The sequence below is a fragment of the Knoellia terrae genome (genome assembly GCF_048606435.1).
Classification (GTDB): Bacteria; Actinomycetota; Actinomycetes; order Actinomycetales; family Dermatophilaceae; genus Knoellia; species Knoellia terrae.
In genome coordinates this window covers 191,584-208,548 of sequence record NZ_JBMBWH010000002.1, presented here as the reverse complement: position 1 = coordinate 208,548, position 16,965 = coordinate 191,584, and the positions used below count along the sequence as shown (strand labels likewise).

Sequence of the window (16,965 nt, the reverse complement as noted above, 5' to 3'; positions counted from 1 at the left end):
CCCAGCAGCGTGACGGGGGTTCAGCGTCGCAGGCGCCAGACGTCCCACGAGACGACGAGGAGGGCACCGACGACGAGCTCGAGCCCGAGCGTGAGGGTCAGCCACAGGGCTGGCGCGCCGATGTCGGAGAGCCGGTAGGCACCGAGCGACCCGCCGCCGAGACCGTCCAGCAGCCCCACGACCACCGCGACCATGACACAGGCCACGACCGCCACCGAGGCCTTGGCGCGCAGCGACGAGAGCCGCGCCACCGTCGTGAGCGCCCGGCGCCCGACGTGGACCCCGACGAGGACGGGCACGAGGACCAGCAGACGCACCGCCCACGGGAAGTCCCCGGGCGACGGCATCGCACCGAAGACGGGGACCAGCGGCATCAGCCCGCTCGCCGACCCCGCCAGGCTCGTGTGCGCACCCTCCACGACGGCGAACCCCGGCCCGGCCACGAGCGACAGGACCCACAGCGCGAGGTTGGGCAGCGAGGCGAGCTGGGCTCCGGTGAGGAGCAGCCCGCCGAGGAGGCCGGCACCGACCTCGGACTGCAGGTCGCTCACCGCGCTCCAGCGCAGCACCACCGCCGCGGCGACGGCGAGGGCGCCGAGGCCGAGGAGGACGGCGAGGCCCCTGACTGCCGGGCCGGACGCACGCCGGACGACCTCTGGTGCGGCGAGACCCACGAGGCGAGGGCCGAGGATGTCCTCCTCGAGGGCCAGCCGTCGCAGCGCCAGCGCGACGGCGAGCGCCGGCACGACGAGCAGCGGGACGCCCACGCTGGGCCAGCGCAGCGGAAGTGAGCCGGCGAGGGTGAGCGCGGCAGCGCCACCCACGGCGACGGCATACCCGCCCCACCACCGCCCGGCGACCGCGGCCACCGAACGCGGCAGGAGGTCGGCGAACCAGCCGTCGTCGACGGCTGCCGTCGCCAGTGCGCGCCCGGCACCACGGGAGGCACCCCAGACCATCAGGGCGCCGAGCACGAGGGGGACGAACGCGACGTTGGTCGCACCGGCGCCGAGGTGCGCGCCCTGCACGAGCAGCCACAGGGACGCGGCGGCGCCGAGCGGCTCGCCGAAGGAGCTCCCCGGTCGCGGGTCGAGCATCCAGCCGAGCACGGTGGGGACGGCGACCACGAGCAGCGAGAGCAGACCTGTGGCGAGACCGAGGAGGACGTCGCGTGCGGAGTCGGGGAGCCACGACGTGGGCGGCGAGCCCTCGCCGTCCTCGTCGTCGGTGGGGCGCACACCCCGCAGCAGCTCCAGGACCGTCATCGCGACCAGTCTCCCCCGGTCCGCCCACGAGCCCGTGGCGCACACGCCGGGGACTCCCGACCAAGGCGGTCTGCTGACGCCACGCGAGCGGGCGGCATACCGAGAGAAACCGGTATGCCGCCCGCTCGCGCTGGGTGCAGACGGGCTACTTCTGCAGGCCCTGCATGATCTCGCGCATGAGGTCGGCCGTCTCGGAGGGCGTCTTGCCGACCTTGACGCCGGCGGCCTCGAGGGCCTCCTTCTTGGCCTGGGCCGTGCCCGAGGAGCCCGAGACGATGGCGCCGGCGTGGCCCATGGTCTTGCCCTCGGGAGCGGTGAAGCCGGCGACGTAGCCGACGACCGGCTTGGTCACGTGCTCCTTGATGTAGGCCGCAGCCCGCTCCTCGGCGTCACCGCCGATCTCACCGATCATGACGATCGCGTCGGTCTCGGGGTCGGCCTCGAAGGCCTCGAGGCAGTCGATGTGCGTCGTCCCGATGATCGGGTCGCCGCCGATGCCGACGCCGGAGCTGAAGCCGAAGTCACGCAGCTCGTACATCATCTGGTAGGTCAGCGTCCCGGACTTCGAGACGAGACCGATGCGGCCGGGGCCGGCGATGTTGGCAGGGATGATGCCGGCGTTGGACTTGCCGGGGCTGATGAGGCCGGGGCAGTTCGGGCCGATGATCCGGGTGCCCTTGTCCTTGCCGTAGTTGTAGAACTCCGCGGAGTCCTTGACCGCGATGCCCTCGGTGATGACGACGCACAGGCCGATGCCCGCGTCGATCGCCTCGATCACGGCGGACTTCGCGAAGGCCGGCGGGACGAAGACGACGGACACGTCGGCGCCGGTCTCCTTCATCGCCTCGGCGACCGAGCCGAAGACGGGGACGGACGTGCCGCCCTCGAAGTCGACCGTGGTGCCGGCCTTGCGGGGGTTGACGCCGCCGACGATGGTGGTGCCGGAGGCGAGCATGCGGGTCGTGTGCTTCATGCCCTCGGAGCCGGTCATGCCCTGGACGATGACCTTGGAGCTCTCGGTGAGGAAGATTGCCATGTCAGATAGGTGTCCTTGTCTGTTCGCTCGACGGGTCGAGGGTCACTTGGCGGCGGCCGCGAGCTCGGCGGCCTTCTGGGCGGCGCCGTCCATCGTGTCCTCGATGGTGACCAGGGGGTGGTTGAAGTCGGCGAGGATCTGGCGACCCTCCTCGACGTTGTTGCCGTCGAGGCGGACGACGAGCGGCTTCGTGGCCTCGTCACCGAGCGCCTTGAGCGCGCCGACGATGCCGTTGGCGACGGCGTCGCACGAGGTGATGCCACCGAAGACGTTGACGAAGACCGACCTGACCTGCTCGTCGCCGAGGATGATGTGCAGGCCGTCGGTCATGACCTCGGCGCTCGCGCCACCACCGATGTCGAGGAAGTTGGCCGGCTTGGAGCCGAGCGCCTCACCGGCGTAGGCGACGACGTCGAGGGTGCTCATGACGAGCCCGGCGCCGTTGCCGATGATGCCGACGTTGCCGTCGAGCTTGACGTAGTTGAGGTCCTTCTCCTTGGCGGCGGCCTCGAGCGGGTCGGCGGCCGACGCGTCCTCGAGCGCGGCGTGGTCCGGCTGGCGGAACTCCGCGTTGGCGTCGAGGGTGACCTTGCCGTCGAGGGCGACGATCTCGCCGTCGTTGGTCTTGACGAGGGGGTTGACCTCGACCAGCGTCGCGTCCTCGTCGCGGTAGACGACCCAGAGGCGCTCGAGCACGGGCACGATCTTGGCGCCGGTCTCGGCGTCGAAGCCCGCGGCGTCGACGATCTCCTGCGCCTTGGCGGTGTCGATGCCGACATTGGGGTCGACCGCGACCTTGGCCAGCGCCTCGGGGCGCTCGACGGCGAGCTGCTCGATGTCCATGCCGCCCTCCTTGGAGCACATGGCGAGGTAGGTGCGGTTGGCCCGGTCGAGCAGGACGGAGAAGTAGTACTCCTCGGCGATCTGCGCGCCCTGGGCGATCATCACCCGGTGGACCGTGTGGCCCTTGATGTCCATGCCGAGGATCTCGCCGGCGAGCCGCTCGGCCTCGTCAGCGGACTTGGCCACCTTGACGCCACCGGCCTTGCCGCGGCCCCCGGTCTTGACCTGGGCCTTGACCACGGTCACACCGCCGCTCCTGGCGCCGATCGTCTCGGCGGCCGCACGGGCCTCCGCCGCGGTGGTCGCCACCGCGCCTGCGAGCACGGGAACCCCGTGCTTCTCGAACACATCTCGTGCCTGGTACTCGTAAAGGTCCACGGATTCGTTCCCGTCCTCACGTCGTCGTCTGCTGGCCTGGTTCGTCCGGGCCGAGCCTAGCGCCGCCGCGCAGGTCCGGCGTTCGCGGTCTCGATCTGGTGACACCCGACGAGGTCAGTGCCACGACATCCCCGCCCCGGACGACGGCGATATAGCGTGTGCGCACCATGGATGCCTCGACGAGGACGCACCCGGTCGGTCCCCGGCGATCGCTGATGACCCGCGCCCGGCAGGCGGTGGACACGAGCCGGTCGGTGGCCCGGGACATCGGCGCGCTGCTCACGCCGCGCGCCGTCGTCGGCATGGCGATCGAGGGGGCGTGGGTCTCGACCCACCTCGTGACCTACCCGCTCGGCATCTTCCAGGACCGGGCCGACGGCTGGCGCGGCTACCGGATCGAGCACCTCCCTCCGGTGCAGCGTGGACTGCTCATCTCCAACGTCGAGGCGGCGGGCACGCCGATCCTGCTCGTCCACGGGCTCATCGACAACCGCTCGATCTTCGCGCTGCTGCGCCGGGGGCTGACCCGTCGGGGGTTCAACTCGGTCTACTCGATGAACTACTCCCCCTTCACAGCCGACGTGCGCACCGCCGCCGCCCAGCTCGGCGAGGAGATCGAGGCCATCGTCGCCGAGACCGGCTACGAGAAGATCCACATCATCGGCCACAGCCTCGGCGGGCTGATCGCGCGCTACTACGTCACGCGGCTCGGCGGGGACGCCCGGGTGCACACGCTCGTCACGCTCGGGACCCCCCACCAGGGCACCTACGGCGCCTACGCCCTCCCGACCCGCATCCTCAGCCAGATGCGTCCCGGCAGCGGCCTCATCCGCGAGCTCGACGAGCCGGTCGTGGGATGCACGACCCGGTTCATCAGCTACTGGTCCGACACCGACCTCGTCATCGTGCCGCAGGGCAACGGCGCCCTGCGCCACCCCGACCTCTCCGTGCGCAACATCCGCCTGCACGGGGTCGGGCACATCTCGCTGCCGATCGTCGGCGACGTCGCCCACGGGATCTCGACGGCACTGGCCGAGCTCGACCAGCACGGCGGCACCCTGACCGCCGGGGTCACGGCGCTCGCCACTCGTCCACGACCCGGGAAGCCCTCGTCCGGGCGGTCGGCGGACCCGGCAGGACGGCATACGGCCCGCGCTCGGTCGTGATCCACGTCACGGCGAAACCGCTCTTGCAGGGCAACCCCGCAGGTCAGCGGCCATGTGGCCGTAGCGCGTCCACAGCCAAAACAGGCCGGAGTTTGTGTAACGGTCCGGTCACGCTACGGTAGACACTCCCGTGTCCCCTGCACGTGAGGTACCCCTGTCTTGACTTCCCCTTATCAGGGGCGTCACCGAGGCCGGCATCGCAGACCTGCGACAAGTCGAGTCCCGCGCGCCCTCCACCCGGGCTTCGTGCTGCCCAGTGCCGCTGCCGTGGCGCTGGTCGTCACCGCCACCGGGGCCTCCGTCGCCGAGTCCGCCCCCCTGCGCCTCGACCTGACGGCCGCCCAGTCGCAGACGGCCCGCGAGCAGGCCGCCACGCAGGTCGCCGAGCAGGCCGACCTCTCGTCGCGCCGCCAGCAGGTCGCCATCCAGACCGCCGCCCTCCAGGGCCGCGCGACCGAGCAGCAGCGCGTCGCCCGCAACCAGGCGCGCGTCGCAGCCGCGGCGAAGGCCAAGGCCGCTGCAGCAGCCGCCGCCGCCAACGCGCAGGCCAAGGCCGCTGCCGCCGCGAAGGTCAAGGCCGAGAAGGAGGGCAAGCGCTGGGTCTCCCCCATCGCCGGTGCCTCGTTCACGTCCGGCTACGGCATGCGCTGGGGACGCATGCACTGGGGCAACGACTTCGGCTGCCCCGTCGGCACGCCGCTGAGGGCCATGTCCAGGGGCACCGTGACCTTCGTCGGGCACAACGGCAACATGGGCAAGCTCGTCCGGGTGAAGTACTGGGACGGCACCGAGTCCTGGTACGCGCACATGAGCCGCTTCTCCGCGACCGTGGGCGACAGCGTCATGCCGGGTGACGTGGTGGGCCTCTCCGGCAACACCGGTCGCTCGACCGGCCCGCATCTCCACCTCGAGATCCACCCGAACGGCGGCGGACCGGTCAACCCCGCCCCGTGGCTGGCCGAGAAGGGCCTGCAGTGACCTGAGGTCGCACCACCACGTCGCCAGGGCGGCACCCCTCATGGGTGCCGCCCTTCGTCGTCGGTGCTCGTCGTATGCCGGGTGCGCGCGTCCCGCCGTCGGCTCGCCGCACGTGCGCGGTGGGCCCTAGAGCTTCTCGAGCGGCGCGAAGCGGAGCAGGAAGCGCTTGACCCCGGTGTCCCCGCCGAAGTCGACCTCGGCCTGGGTCTTGTCGCCCTCCCCCATCGTGCGGAGGACGGTGCCGAGCCCGAAGGTGTCGTGGGTGACCTTGTCGCCGTCGGAGAGCGGGATGACGGGGCGGTTGCCGGGTGAGCGGACGCCCGGGCGGGCCGCGAGGGAGGCGACCGCCGGGCGCTGCCCGCGGTGCCCGATCGCAGCGGCCCCGCTGAGCTCGCGCTCCCACGTGAGCAGCTCGCCGGGGATCTCGTCGAGGAAGCGGCTCGGGGGGTTGTACTGGGGCGCGCCCCAGGCGGAGCGGACGGCGGCCCGCGACAGGTGCAGCCGCTCGCGGGCGCGGGTGATGCCGACGTAGGCCAGACGGCGCTCCTCCTCGAGCTCCTTGGGGTCGCCGAGGGAGCGCAGGTGCGGGAACGTGCCGTCCTCCATGCCGGTGAGGAAGACGACCGGGAACTCGAGGCCCTTGGCCGTGTGCAGGGTCATGAGCGTGACGACACCCTGCTCCTCGGCCTCGGCGGAGTCCGGGATCTCGTCGGCGTCGGCGACGAGCGAGACCTGCTCGAGGAAGTCCTCGAGCGAGTTGACCTCGCCGGTCTCGGCGCGGGCCTCGTCGAACTCGCGGGCCACGGCGACGAGCTCGGCGAGGTTCTCGATGCGGGTCTCGTCCTGGGGGTCGTGGCTCGCGCGGAGCTCCGCGAGGTAGCCGGACTTCTCGACGATGGCCTCGAGGAGGTCGGCCACTCCGGCCTCGTCGTCGTCGCGGACCTTGCCGAGGTCCTCGAGGAGCGCGGTGAACCCCTTGATGCAGGTGACCGAGCGCGTGGCGATGCCGGGGGCGTCCTCGGGCCGGCCCAGGGCCTCGACGAAGGAGATGCGCTCGCGCTCCGCGAGGGCGGCGACGACGGCCTCGGCGCGGTCCCCGATGCCGCGCTTGGGCACGTTGAGGATGCGGCGCAGGTTCACGGTGTCGGCCGGGTTGGAGAGGACCCTCAGGTAGGCCAGTGCGTCCTTGACCTCGCGTCGCTCGTAGAACCGGGTGCCACCGACGACCTTGTAGGGCAGGCCGACGCGGACGAAGACCTCCTCGAGGGCACGGGACTGGGCGTTGGTCCGGTAGAACACCGCGACGTCGCCCGGCTTGGTGCCGTGCTCGTCGTGGAGCCTGTCGATGGTCCGGGCGACGAACGACGCCTCGTCGTGCTCGTTGTCACCGACATAGCCGATGATCGGCGCGCCGGAGCCCGAGTCGGTCCAGAGGTTCTTCTTGCGCCGGGACTCGTTGCGCGAGATGACCGCGTTGGCGGCGGTGAGGATCGTCTGGGTGGAGCGGTAGTTGCGCTCGAGCAGGATGGTCCGGGCGTCCGGATAGTCCTCCTCGAACTCGACGATGTTGCGGATGGTGGCGCCCCGGAAGGCGTAGATCGACTGGTCCGCGTCACCGACGACGACGAGCTCGCTCGGCTCGACGGCGTGCTGGGCCCGCTTGCCCTCGTGCCCGACCAGCTCACGGATCAGCTGGTACTGCGCGTGGTTGGTGTCCTGGTACTCGTCGACCATGACGTGCCGGAAGCGCCGGCGGTAGTGCTCGGCCACGTCCGGGAACGCCTGGAACATGTGGACGGTGAGCATGATGATGTCGTCGAAGTCGAGGGCGTTGGCCTGCCTCAGCCGACGCTGGTAGGACGTGTAGGCCTCGGCGAGCAGCCGCTCGGTGTGGGTGCCGCCGGGGTTCTCGGCGCTCGGCTCGCCACCGACCCGGGCGCTGAACGTCTCCTCGTCGACGAGCTCGTTCTTGAGGTTGCTCACCTGGTGGGTGAAGGTGCGGGGGTTGTAGCGCTTGGGGTCGAGGTCCATGTCGCGGATGACCATCGACATGAGCCGCTGGCTGTCGGCGGCGTCGTAGATGGAGAAGGTCGACTTCATCCCGACCTTGTCGGCCTCGCGGCGCAGGATCCGCACGCAGGCGCTGTGGAACGTCATGACCCACATCGCGCGGGCGCGTGGGCCGACCAGGTCCTGGACGCGCTCGCGCATCTCGGCGGCGGCCTTGTTGGTGAAGGTGATGGCGAGGACCTGCCCCGGCTGGACGCCACGGGCCGCGAGGAGGTGGGCGACGCGATGGGTGAGGACCCGGGTCTTGCCGGAGCCGGCGCCGGCGATGATGAGCAGCGGGCCACCGGCGTGGAGAACGGCCTCGCGCTGCTCCTCGTTCAGCCCCTCGAGGAGGGCGTCGGGATCCTGTGGACGGCTGCCCCATGCCGGCTCAGGCGGAGCCTGGTCGTCGGAGGTCGCCCACGAGGGGACGCCGGCGGCGTTGACGAGGGCCGCGTGGGCGCTCTCGTGCGCTCCGGCATCGGTCGTGGGGGCGGCAGCGGGGTCGGTCGCGGGGTCGCTCGGGACACCGGCGTCGCCGAAGTCCAGACCGTCGAAAAGGGTGCTCATCTCACCGTCAACCCTACGTCGTGGTGCCCACAGCCCCTGCCTCGTCCATGCCCGACGAGCCCGGCCCGCCGTACCGAGATGGGTGAGGCTCCTCGCGATCTGCGCTGCCGTGACGGTCGCCCTGCTGGCCCTGGCCAGGTGGCCACGACGCATGAGCAGCGTTCCAGCGGAATCGAATTCATCCACAATGCTGATTTAGAACTCTTGACCTCGAACGTGTGTTCGACGAGAATGGAGGCATGCGCCAGCCCTCCACCTCCCCCGTCGTCGCGCTTCGCGCGGCGCTGGAGGGCGCCCGGGACTCGCTCAGCGCGGAAGGGCTCGGCGACGCTCTGGCCCGGATGACCGGACCAGAGCTGGCCGAGGTGATGACGCTGGGCGACGAGGTCAGGGCACGAGCCGGGGCCGCCCAGGTGCGGATCACCGCGGAGGCGGCGCACAGAGGCGAGTTCAGCACAGCCCGCCGCGGCGCCGGGTCGGTCCACGCCTGGGTGCGCGAGAACGCTCCGTCGTTGCGGCAGGCCGGGGCCGGACAGGTCGCGGCACTGGCGCAGGACGTCGCCTGCTCCGTCCCGGGCGGCCTGTGGAGCACGCAGGGACCGGACGCGGGAGCGTATGCCGACCCCTCCCGACCCGAGGGTGTCGTCTGGTCCCGCGTCGTCACCGGCGAGGTGGGACCGGCGCTCGCCCTGACGGCGCTGCGCGAGGTGGCACGCATGAAGGAGCTGCTCGTTCCTGAGGCGGTGCCGACCGTCACCACGGCGATCCTCGACCACGGAGTGCAGTGGGGAGCAGCCGAGGCCAAAAAGATCCGGACGAGCCTGCTCGCTGAGCACGGACGATCGGGAGAGCTCGACGACCAGCACCGGCGGCTGCGCGGCGGCGCCTACCTCTCGAGCCCGCAGGTTGCGGACGGGGACGTCACCGAGTACCGCATGGCGATGACGCCGGAGCAGGCCGCCACCCTCGAAGCCGCGATCGGTCCGCTGTCGCGGCCCGAGCCCAACGACGAGACCGGTGAGCGCGACCTGCGCCCGGCTGGGCAGCGCCGTGTCGAGGCCCTGGCCGCCGTGTGTGCCCGGGCCATCGGCTCAGATGCTGCCGACAGCGCACCCGGTGGAGCGGCCACGACCGTCCACGTGGCGATGGGCCTGGACGACCTCCGCGCCGCGGGTGGCGACGCGTCGACCGGCTCCGGCCGGGTCATGGTGTCGAGAGCCCAGCAGACGATCCTCGCGCCCGCCACCGTCCGCCGGCTCGCCTGTGATGCCGACGTCATCCCCGTCGTGCTCGGCGCCGACGGTGAGGTTCTCGACCTCGGACGAGCAGTTCGCCTGTTCACCCGCTCGCAGAGGCGCGTCCTGTGGCACCGCGATGCAGGCTGCACCTTCCCCGGCTGCGACATGCCGGCCGGCTGGACGGAGGCGCACCACCTCGTCCACTGGGCCGACGGCGGAAGGTCTGACCTCGACAACGCCGCCCTGCTCTGCCAGCGCCACCACACCCTTGTCCATGACCGGCGGCTGGTCGCCACCGTCCATCCGCCGGGCGCGGACGGTCGAGCCGTCGCCTGGGACCTCACCCCCGGCTCCTACGACCGTGCGCTGCCCGGCCGCCTCGAGGAGATGAGACGAGCACGACGCGGGGTCGACCGCCTCGACACCGGTCCACCTGACCCCTGGGTCACCCAGCCACCCGAACGCGTGATGCGACAGATCGCCGACGAGCTCGAGGCCGAGCACCTTGCCGACCGCTGGCCCCTCACTGCCTGAGGCCGATGCGATCTCGACAGGACAGGAATGCGGCTTCCCGCCATGCTGTCCACGGGTGGGGGCACCGGGTCCGCACCCGAACAGTGAGGGGAACTGGTGAACTCAATACTTCGTCGGGCCGCAGGGTCCGTCGTCTCGACTGCAGCCATCGCTGTGGGTCTCGTCGTCGTGGCGCCGGCCGCGTCGGCGCAGAACTGCATCGCGAGTGGCTACTCGAACGGCTACCGCAGCTGGTGCGCTCCCGCGGCCGGGGGCACCCACTTCCGTACGGTGACCACGTGCCGCGACGCGTGGCGTCCAGCCCAGCTGTACACCGTGGCCGGCTCGTGGGAGGTCCAGGGCGGGGACAGATGGTCCTACGCGCTGTGCCGCAGTGGCGACAGCCCGACCGGCGTCACCATCCAGAAGGGCAGCTGAGAAGCGCAGAGGGGGGGCGTCTCGGCTGTGTCGGGACGACCCCCCCTCAGGGCGACGGGCCGTTCGACAACGGAATTCCTCGACGCCCGGCTCGCTCGCCCACGGGCGTGGGCGGACGGCATACGGTGTGGTGCATGGCTTCTCGCAAGGGTGAGTTCGGGGAACCGGTCCACCTCGACGTGGCCGGACACGAGATCAAGCTGTCCAGCCCCGAGCGGGTCTACTTCTCCGCACGCGGTGAGACCAAGCTCGACCTGGCGAACTACTACATCGCCGTCGGCGACGGCATCCTCACCGCCCTGCGCGAGCGGCCGACGATGCTGCACCGCTTCCCCGACGGCGTCGACGGCAAGAAGGTGCACCAGAAGCGCGTGCCCCGCGGAGCCCCACCGTGGCTGGAGACGGTGCGGCTGCACTTCCCCCGCTACGGACTGCACGCCGACGAGCTCTGCCCCACCGACGTCGCGCACATCGTCTGGGCCGTGCAGATGAGCACCGTCGAGTTCCACCCGTGGAACAGCCGGCGCGCCGACACCGAGAAGCCGGACGAGTGGCGCATCGACCTCGACCCCATGCCGGACGCACCCTTCGACCGGGTCCGCCGGGTCGCGCACGTCGCCCACGAGGTCCTCGACGAGCTGGGCGCCACGGGCTTCCCCAAGACGAGCGGCGGCCACGGGCTGCACGTCTACGTGCGCATCCGACCGGACCACGGGTTCCAGGAGGTCCGCCGCGCCGCGCTGGCGTTCGCCCGCGAGGTCGAGCGGCGTGCCCCCGAGGACGTCACGACGACCTGGTGGCGCAAGGACCGCGACCCCGAGGCAGTCTTCGTCGACTACAACCAGAACGCGCGCGACCACACCATCGCGTGCGCGTACTCGGTGCGGGGCAACACGATCGGCACCGTCTCCACCCCGATCGCCTGGGACGAGGTCGACGACGTCGAGCCGCAGGACCTCACCATCGCGACCGTCCCGAAGCGCTTCGCCGAGCTCGGTGACCTCCACGCGGCCATCGACGACGAGGTCTTCGACATCGATCCTCTGCTCGAGTGGGCCGACCGCGACGAGCGCGAGGGCGCCGACATGCCCCCCGAGCCCGACGAGGACGACGCCAAGCCGTGACCGTCGACGACGGGGTCGTGCGCGTCGGGCCCGACCCGCACCCCCTCACCGGAGCCCCGTTCCTCTCGCCCGTCCCGCCCGGCACCGGCTGGCCCGGAGACCCCGCCGGACCCGACACACCGGTGGCCCACGACGTCGACGACGTCCGCGCCCTGTCCGCCGACGCCGCCACGCTCGCCGAGGTCGACGCCCGGGTCAGCGTCTGCCGCGCCTGCCCCCGCCTCGTCGACTGGCGGGAAACCGTTGCGAGAGTGGGCCGCCGAGCCTCCTTCGCAGGGCAGCCCTACTGGGGCCGCCCCGGCCCGTCCTTCGGGGACCCCGACGCCGACGCCCTCATCGTCGGCCTCGCCCCCGCCGCGAACGGGACGAACCGCACCGGCCGCATGTTCACCGGCGATGCCTCCGGCGACTTCCTCTACGCCGCACTCCACCGCACCGGCTACGCCACCCAGCCCACCTCGGTCGGTGCCGGGGACGGCCTCGCGCTGCACGGCATACGCATCGTCGCGGCCGTGCGCTGCGCACCGCCGGCCAACGCACCGACACCGACCGAGCGGGCCACGTGCGCGACCTGGCTCGGTCGCGACCTCGAGCTGCTCGGCGACCGGCTGCGCGTCATCATGACGCTCGGCGAGATCGGCTGGAAGGGTGTGCTGGCGGCCACGTCGTCGCTCGGCTGGGACGTCCCGGCACCCCGACCGCGGTTCGGCCACGCCGCCGAGACGGTCCTCCGGACGCCCGCGGGGACCCCGGTGAGGCTCGTCGGCTGCTACCACGTGAGCCCGCACAACACCTACACCAAGCGGCTCACCCCGGCGATGCTCGACGACGTCCTGCTCAGCCTCCGTTTCTGACGCAACCCCGCAGATGCGGCGCTAGGATCGCTTGCATGCCGCAGATGCGCCTCTCTGAAGCAGCGATGTTCCTCGGCGTCAGCGACGACACGGTCCGGCGGTGGGTCGAGAGCGGGGCACTGACGGCCAGCGCCGACGACGCCGGGCGCAAGACCGTCGACGGACACGCCGTCGCCCTCCTCGCACGGGAGCAGGCGCGTGCGGCCTCCGACCCGTCCACCGTCGGGCGCTCGGCGCGCAACCGCTTCGTCGGCCTCGTCACCGACATCACGATGGACACGGTCATGGCCCAGGTCGAGCTGCAGTGCGGCCCGTTCCGCGTCGTCTCGCTCATGTCGAGCGAGGCGGTGCGGGACCTCGGGCTGGAGCTCGGGTCGGTCGCCGTCGCCGTCGTGAAGTCGACGTCCGTGATCGTGGAGACCCCGTGACGACCAGGTATGCCGTCCGCGCGGCTGCCGCCGCCGCCACCCTTGCGCTCCTGGCGGGCTGCGCCCAGGGCGAGGCCAGCACTGCCGAGGGCCAGCCGGACCAGCCCGATCGGCCGGAGCGCACGCTCACGGTCTTCGCCGCGGCCTCGTTGCAGGAGTCGTTCGAGGCCATCGGCGCGGCGTTCGAGAGGTCGCATCCGGGGGTGACCGTGCGGTTCGGCTTCGGCGGCTCCTCCGGCCTCGTCGCCCAGCTCGCCGACGGAGCACCGGCCGACGTGCTCGCCACCGCCAACGCCGCGACGATGGACCGGGCCGCCGCCGAGGGCCTGGTTCCCGACGTGCCGACGCGATTCGCCACCAACCGGCTCCAGATCGTCGTCCCCCGCGACAACCCGGCCGGCGTCGGCTCCCTCGCCGACCTCGCGAACCCCGGCACCGCCGTCGTCCTGTGCGCGCCCGCGGTCCCCTGCGGCGCGGCCGGCGTCGCCGTGGAGCGTGCCGCAGGCATCGACATCCGGCCGGTCAGCGAGGAGCAGTCGGTCACCGACGTGCTGGGCAAGGTCCGCTCGGGAGAGGCCGACGCGGGGCTCGTCTACGTCACCGACGTCCGGGCCGCCGGCGGCGAGGTCACCGGTCTCGACTTCCCCCAGGCCGCCGAAGCCGTCAACACCTACCCGATCGCCGCCCTCGAGGACGCCACCGACGAGGGGCTGGCCGGGGAGTTCGTCGCGGCCGTCGTCGGAGCCGAGGGCCAGAGGGTGCTTCGGTCGGCTGGGTTCGCCGCACCGTGACCCGACCTCCCCGCCTGACGGTCCCACGCTGGCTCCTCGTCCCGGCCGCCCTCGGCGCCCTGTTCGTCGCGGTCCCGATCGTCGCGATGACCCTGACCGTCGACTGGCAAGAGTTCTGGCCGCTCGTCACGTCGGAGGCGTCGCGTGACGCCCTGTGGCTGAGCCTGCGCACCGCCGTCGTCAGCACGGCGCTGTGCCTGCTGCTCGGCATCCCCCTCGCCGTCGTGCTGGCCCGGACCATGGGCACCGCCGTCACCCTGCTCCGGTCGCTCGTGCTCGTCCCCCTCGTCATCCCCCCCGTCGTCGGCGGCATCGCCCTGCTCCAGGCCTTCGGGCGGCGGGGGCTGCTCGGCGAGACCCTGGACGTCCTCGGTGTCCAGGTCGCCTTCTCGACGACGGCCGTGGTGCTCGCCCAGACCTTCGTCGCGATGCCGTTCCTCGTGCTCAGCCTGGAGGGCGCCCTCCGTGCGGCCGGTACCCGCTACGAGGACGTCGCCGCGACGCTGGGCGCCGGCCCGACGACGGTCTTCCGCCGGGTCACGCTCCCCCTGGCCCTGCCCGGCCTCGTCTCGGGGACGGTGCTCGCGTTCGCCCGCTGCCTCGGCGAGTTCGGTGCCACGATCACCTTCGCCGGGTCCCTGCAGGGCACGACCCGCACCCTCCCCCTCGAGATCTACCTCCAGCGCGAGGGCGACCCGCGCGCCGCCGTGGCCCTGTCGCTCGTCCTCGTGGCGGTGGCGGTCCTCGTCATCACCCTGACCCGTGCACGACGCGACTCCCTCGTGGCAGGTGCGTCGTGAGCCTCACCGCCGACGTCACGGTCGAGCACCGCGACGTCGACGTCGAGCTCGTCGTCCAGGACGGCGAGACCCTCGCCCTGCTCGGACCCAACGGCGCGGGCAAGTCCACCGTCCTCGCCGCCCTCGCCGGCCTCGTCCGGTCCACCGGTCGGGTCGTCCTCGACGACCGCGTCCTCTCGGACAGCCGGGGTCGCTCCTGGGTGGCGCCGCACGACCGCTCCATCGCCCTCCTCGCCCAGGACGCACGTCTCTTCCCGCACCTCGACGTCCGCGACAACGTCGCCTTCGGCCCCCGCTCGAGGGGCGAGTCCCGCGAGAGCTCGCGCACCACCGCTGCGAGCTGGCTCGCGGAGGTGGGCATGACGGCATACGCGAACCGCCGACCGCACGAGCTGTCGGGGGGCCAGCAGCAGCGGGTGGCCATCGCCCGCGCGCTCGCCACCGAGCCCCGGGTCCTGCTCGTCGACGAACCGCTGTCGGCCCTCGACGTCGAGGCCGCGCCCGAGATCCGCGACCTGCTGCGCAGGGTCCTCGCCGACCGCACCACTGTCCTCGTCACCCACGAGGTGCTCGACGCCGCCCTCCTCGCCGACCGCGTCGCCGTCATCGACTCCGGCCGGATCGTCGACCTCGGCGAGACGACCCGCGTGCTGAGCCGTCCCCGCAGTGACTTCGGTGCCCGCTTCGCCGGTCTCAACCTGGTCCGAGGCACCACGAGCGACGGTGCCCTGCGCATGCCCGGCGGCCGGCTCCTGCACGGACTCGCCGAGTCCCCCCTGGAGGACGGGCAGCCCGTCGCAGCCGTCGTCGCGCCCTCAGCGGTGAGCATCCACCTGGCGCACCCCCACGGCAGCCCGCGCAACAGCCTCGACGCGACGGTCGTCGAGCTCGAGCCCCACGGCCACCGCGTCCGGGTCCGCACCGACCTCCTCAGCGCCGACGTCACCCCGGCCGCCGTCGCCGAGCTCGGCCTGCACCGCGGCTCGCGGGTGGTGCTCGCCGTCAAGGCCACCGAGGTGCACCTGCACCCGTCGCGGCCGGTCTCGCTAGCCTGAGTCGATGACCTCCGGTTCTGCGCTGCCCGAGTCCGCCGCCGCCCTCGTCGTCACCCGTCACGGCGATGCGGACGTCCTCGAGGTGCGCGACAGCCCGCTGCGCGAACCGGGACACGACCAGGTCCTCGTGCGTGTCTCCGCAGCCGGCGTGAACTTCATCGACGTCTACCAGCGCGAGGGCATCTATCCGATCCCCACGCCGTTCGTCCTCGGCAGTGAGGGTGCCGGCGAAATCGTGGCGGTCGGTCCGGACGTGAGCAGCTTCGTCGTCGGCGACCGGGTCGCCTGGGGCCAGGGACTCGGCTCCGCGCAGGCCTACGCCGTCGTGGAGACCAAGGACCTCGTGCACGTCCCGCCGGGCGTCGACCTCGAGACCGCTGCCGCCGCGATGCTCCAGGGACTCACCGCCCACTACCTGAGCACGAGCACGTATGCCGTCCAGCAGGGCACCGTGGCCCTCGTCCACGCCGCCGCCGGCGGCGTCGGCCAGCTGCTCACCCAGATGATCAAGCGGCGCGGCGGGCGCGTCATCGCCACGGCCGGGTCGGCCGAGAAGCTCGAGACCGCCCGCGAGCGCGGCGCCGACGTGCTCATCAACTACGCCGAGGTCGAGGACGTCGCGGCCGCCGTCCGTGAGCACACCGACGGCCGGGGCGTGGATGTCGTCTACGACGGTGTCGGCAAGGACACCTTCGAGGCGTCGCTGGCCTCGCTCCGGCCCCGGGGGCTCATGGTGCTCTTCGGCGGCGCCAGCGGTCAGGTCCCTCTCTTCGACCTCCAGCGGCTCAACGTGCTGGGCTCCCTCTACATCACCCGACCGAGCGTCGGCGCCCACGTCGCCACCCCCGAGGAGCTGCGTGGCCGGGCCACCGAGCTGTTCGAGCTGATCGAGACGGGCGCCGTGCAGGTGAGCATCGGGGGGCGTCACCCGCTGACCGAGGCCCGGGCGGCATACGCGGACCTCGAAGGCCGCCGCACGCAGGGCAAGCTGCTCCTCATCCCCTGACCCCGACACCATTCGACCAAGTGGTCACGAAGTGCAGCGACCCTTCGTGACCTATTGGTCGAGAAGTGCTGGGGAGGGGTCAGGTCCAGAGGACGGCGACCATCGTGTTGACGACGGCCAGGGCGCCGGCGACGTGGACGAGGTTCGGGTTGCCCTGACCGCGGCGGTCGCGCCCGGCCGCGATCTCGGCGCAGGCGGCGACGACGAGCGCCACGACGAGCTTGACCGCGATCTTCGTGTTGTCGACCGGCTCGTCGGCCGCCTGGTTCAGCCCGACGAGCAGCAGGCCGGTGACGACCTGCGCCCGGGCGCCCCACACGAGCGCCGGCGTCGGCACCCCGCGGGCCACGAAGACGGCGCTGCCGACGATGGCGGCGAGACCGAGCAGGTGGAGGACGACGACGAGGTTGAGAAGCAGGTCCATGCGCCAGAG

At 72.1% G+C, this 16,965-nt stretch carries 16 protein-coding genes; 11 read left to right on the top strand and 5 right to left on the bottom strand.

Features of this window, described 5'->3' with window-relative positions; genetic code table 11:
• Window positions 1–20: 20 nt before the first annotated feature.
• From ACOJV9_RS04300 to sucC, 3 genes are all read right to left on the bottom strand, one after another.
• A complete protein-coding gene (locus tag ACOJV9_RS04300; protein ID WP_420183945.1) occupies window positions 21–1,265 on the bottom strand; it encodes a cell division protein PerM in 1,245 nt (414 codons plus the stop codon).
• Between the two features lie 145 nt (window positions 1,266–1,410).
• A complete protein-coding gene (gene sucD, locus ACOJV9_RS04295; protein WP_420183944.1) occupies window positions 1,411–2,301 on the bottom strand; it encodes a succinate--CoA ligase subunit alpha in 891 nt (296 codons plus the stop codon).
• 42 nt (window positions 2,302–2,343) lie between these two features.
• Window positions 2,344–3,522: an ADP-forming succinate--CoA ligase subunit beta gene (sucC, locus tag ACOJV9_RS04290; protein ID WP_420183943.1), complete on the bottom strand. Its 1,179-nt coding sequence runs from the start codon at window positions 3,520–3,522 to the stop codon at window positions 2,344–2,346.
• 167 nt (window positions 3,523–3,689) lie between these two features.
• On the opposite strand from sucC, the gene ACOJV9_RS04285 reads away from it, so the two are divergent.
• Both ACOJV9_RS04285 and ACOJV9_RS04280 read left to right on the top strand, forming a co-directional pair.
• Entirely contained in the window at window positions 3,690–4,688 is a 999-nt protein-coding gene (locus tag ACOJV9_RS04285; protein ID WP_420183942.1) for an esterase/lipase family protein, read from the top strand.
• A 246-nt stretch (window positions 4,689–4,934) separates the two neighbouring features.
• Window positions 4,935–5,666, top strand: coding sequence for a M23 family metallopeptidase (locus ACOJV9_RS04280; protein WP_420183941.1), 732 nt, complete (start codon window positions 4,935–4,937; stop codon window positions 5,664–5,666).
• Between the two features lie 126 nt (window positions 5,667–5,792).
• Here the strand turns inward: ACOJV9_RS04280 and pcrA are convergent, their stop codons facing one another.
• Window positions 5,793–8,285: a DNA helicase PcrA gene (gene pcrA / locus ACOJV9_RS04275; RefSeq protein ID WP_420183940.1), complete on the bottom strand. Its 2,493-nt coding sequence runs from the start codon at window positions 8,283–8,285 to the stop codon at window positions 5,793–5,795.
• Between the two features lie 239 nt (window positions 8,286–8,524).
• Here pcrA and ACOJV9_RS04270 point away from each other — a divergent pair, with 239 nt between their 5' ends.
• From ACOJV9_RS04270 to ACOJV9_RS04230, 9 genes are all read left to right on the top strand, one after another.
• Window positions 8,525–10,057 carry a DUF222 domain-containing protein gene (locus ACOJV9_RS04270; protein ID WP_420183939.1) on the top strand — a complete coding sequence of 511 codons (1,533 nt, stop codon included), beginning with the start codon at window positions 8,525–8,527 and terminating at the stop codon, window positions 10,055–10,057.
• A 96-nt stretch (window positions 10,058–10,153) separates the two neighbouring features.
• Window positions 10,154–10,474, top strand: coding sequence for a hypothetical protein (locus ACOJV9_RS04265; RefSeq protein WP_420183938.1), 321 nt, complete (start codon window positions 10,154–10,156; stop codon window positions 10,472–10,474).
• Between the two features lie 134 nt (window positions 10,475–10,608).
• Entirely contained in the window at window positions 10,609–11,598 is a 990-nt protein-coding gene (gene ligD, locus ACOJV9_RS04260) for a non-homologous end-joining DNA ligase (RefSeq protein WP_420183937.1), read from the top strand.
• Window positions 11,595–12,452, top strand: a complete 858-nt coding sequence (locus tag ACOJV9_RS04255; protein ID WP_420183936.1) for a uracil-DNA glycosylase — start codon at window positions 11,595–11,597, stop codon at window positions 12,450–12,452. Before ligD ends, ACOJV9_RS04255 begins: the two co-directional genes overlap by 4 nt.
• Before the next feature lie 35 nt (window positions 12,453–12,487).
• Window positions 12,488–12,880 (top strand): TOBE domain-containing protein, encoded by a 393-nt coding sequence (locus ACOJV9_RS04250; protein ID WP_420183935.1) that lies wholly within the window; start codon window positions 12,488–12,490, stop codon window positions 12,878–12,880.
• On the top strand, window positions 12,877–13,671 hold the full coding sequence (modA, locus tag ACOJV9_RS04245; protein ID WP_420183934.1) for a molybdate ABC transporter substrate-binding protein: 795 nt from the start codon (window positions 12,877–12,879) through the stop codon (window positions 13,669–13,671). Before ACOJV9_RS04250 ends, modA begins: the two co-directional genes overlap by 4 nt.
• A complete protein-coding gene (locus ACOJV9_RS04240; RefSeq protein WP_420183933.1) occupies window positions 13,668–14,471 on the top strand; it encodes an ABC transporter permease in 804 nt (267 codons plus the stop codon). The genes modA and ACOJV9_RS04240 overlap by 4 nt, the downstream gene beginning before the upstream one ends.
• Window positions 14,468–15,526, top strand: a complete 1,059-nt coding sequence (locus ACOJV9_RS04235) for a sulfate/molybdate ABC transporter ATP-binding protein (protein ID WP_420183932.1) — start codon at window positions 14,468–14,470, stop codon at window positions 15,524–15,526. The genes ACOJV9_RS04240 and ACOJV9_RS04235 overlap by 4 nt, the downstream gene beginning before the upstream one ends.
• 4 nt (window positions 15,527–15,530) lie before the next feature.
• Window positions 15,531–16,532, top strand: coding sequence for a quinone oxidoreductase family protein (locus tag ACOJV9_RS04230; protein WP_420183931.1), 1,002 nt, complete (start codon window positions 15,531–15,533; stop codon window positions 16,530–16,532).
• A gap of 79 nt (window positions 16,533–16,611) precedes the next feature.
• Here the strand turns inward: ACOJV9_RS04230 and ACOJV9_RS04225 are convergent, their stop codons facing one another.
• Window positions 16,612–16,956, bottom strand: a complete 345-nt coding sequence (locus tag ACOJV9_RS04225; protein WP_420183930.1) for a hypothetical protein — start codon at window positions 16,954–16,956, stop codon at window positions 16,612–16,614.
• Between the last annotated feature and the right edge of the window lie 9 nt (window positions 16,957–16,965).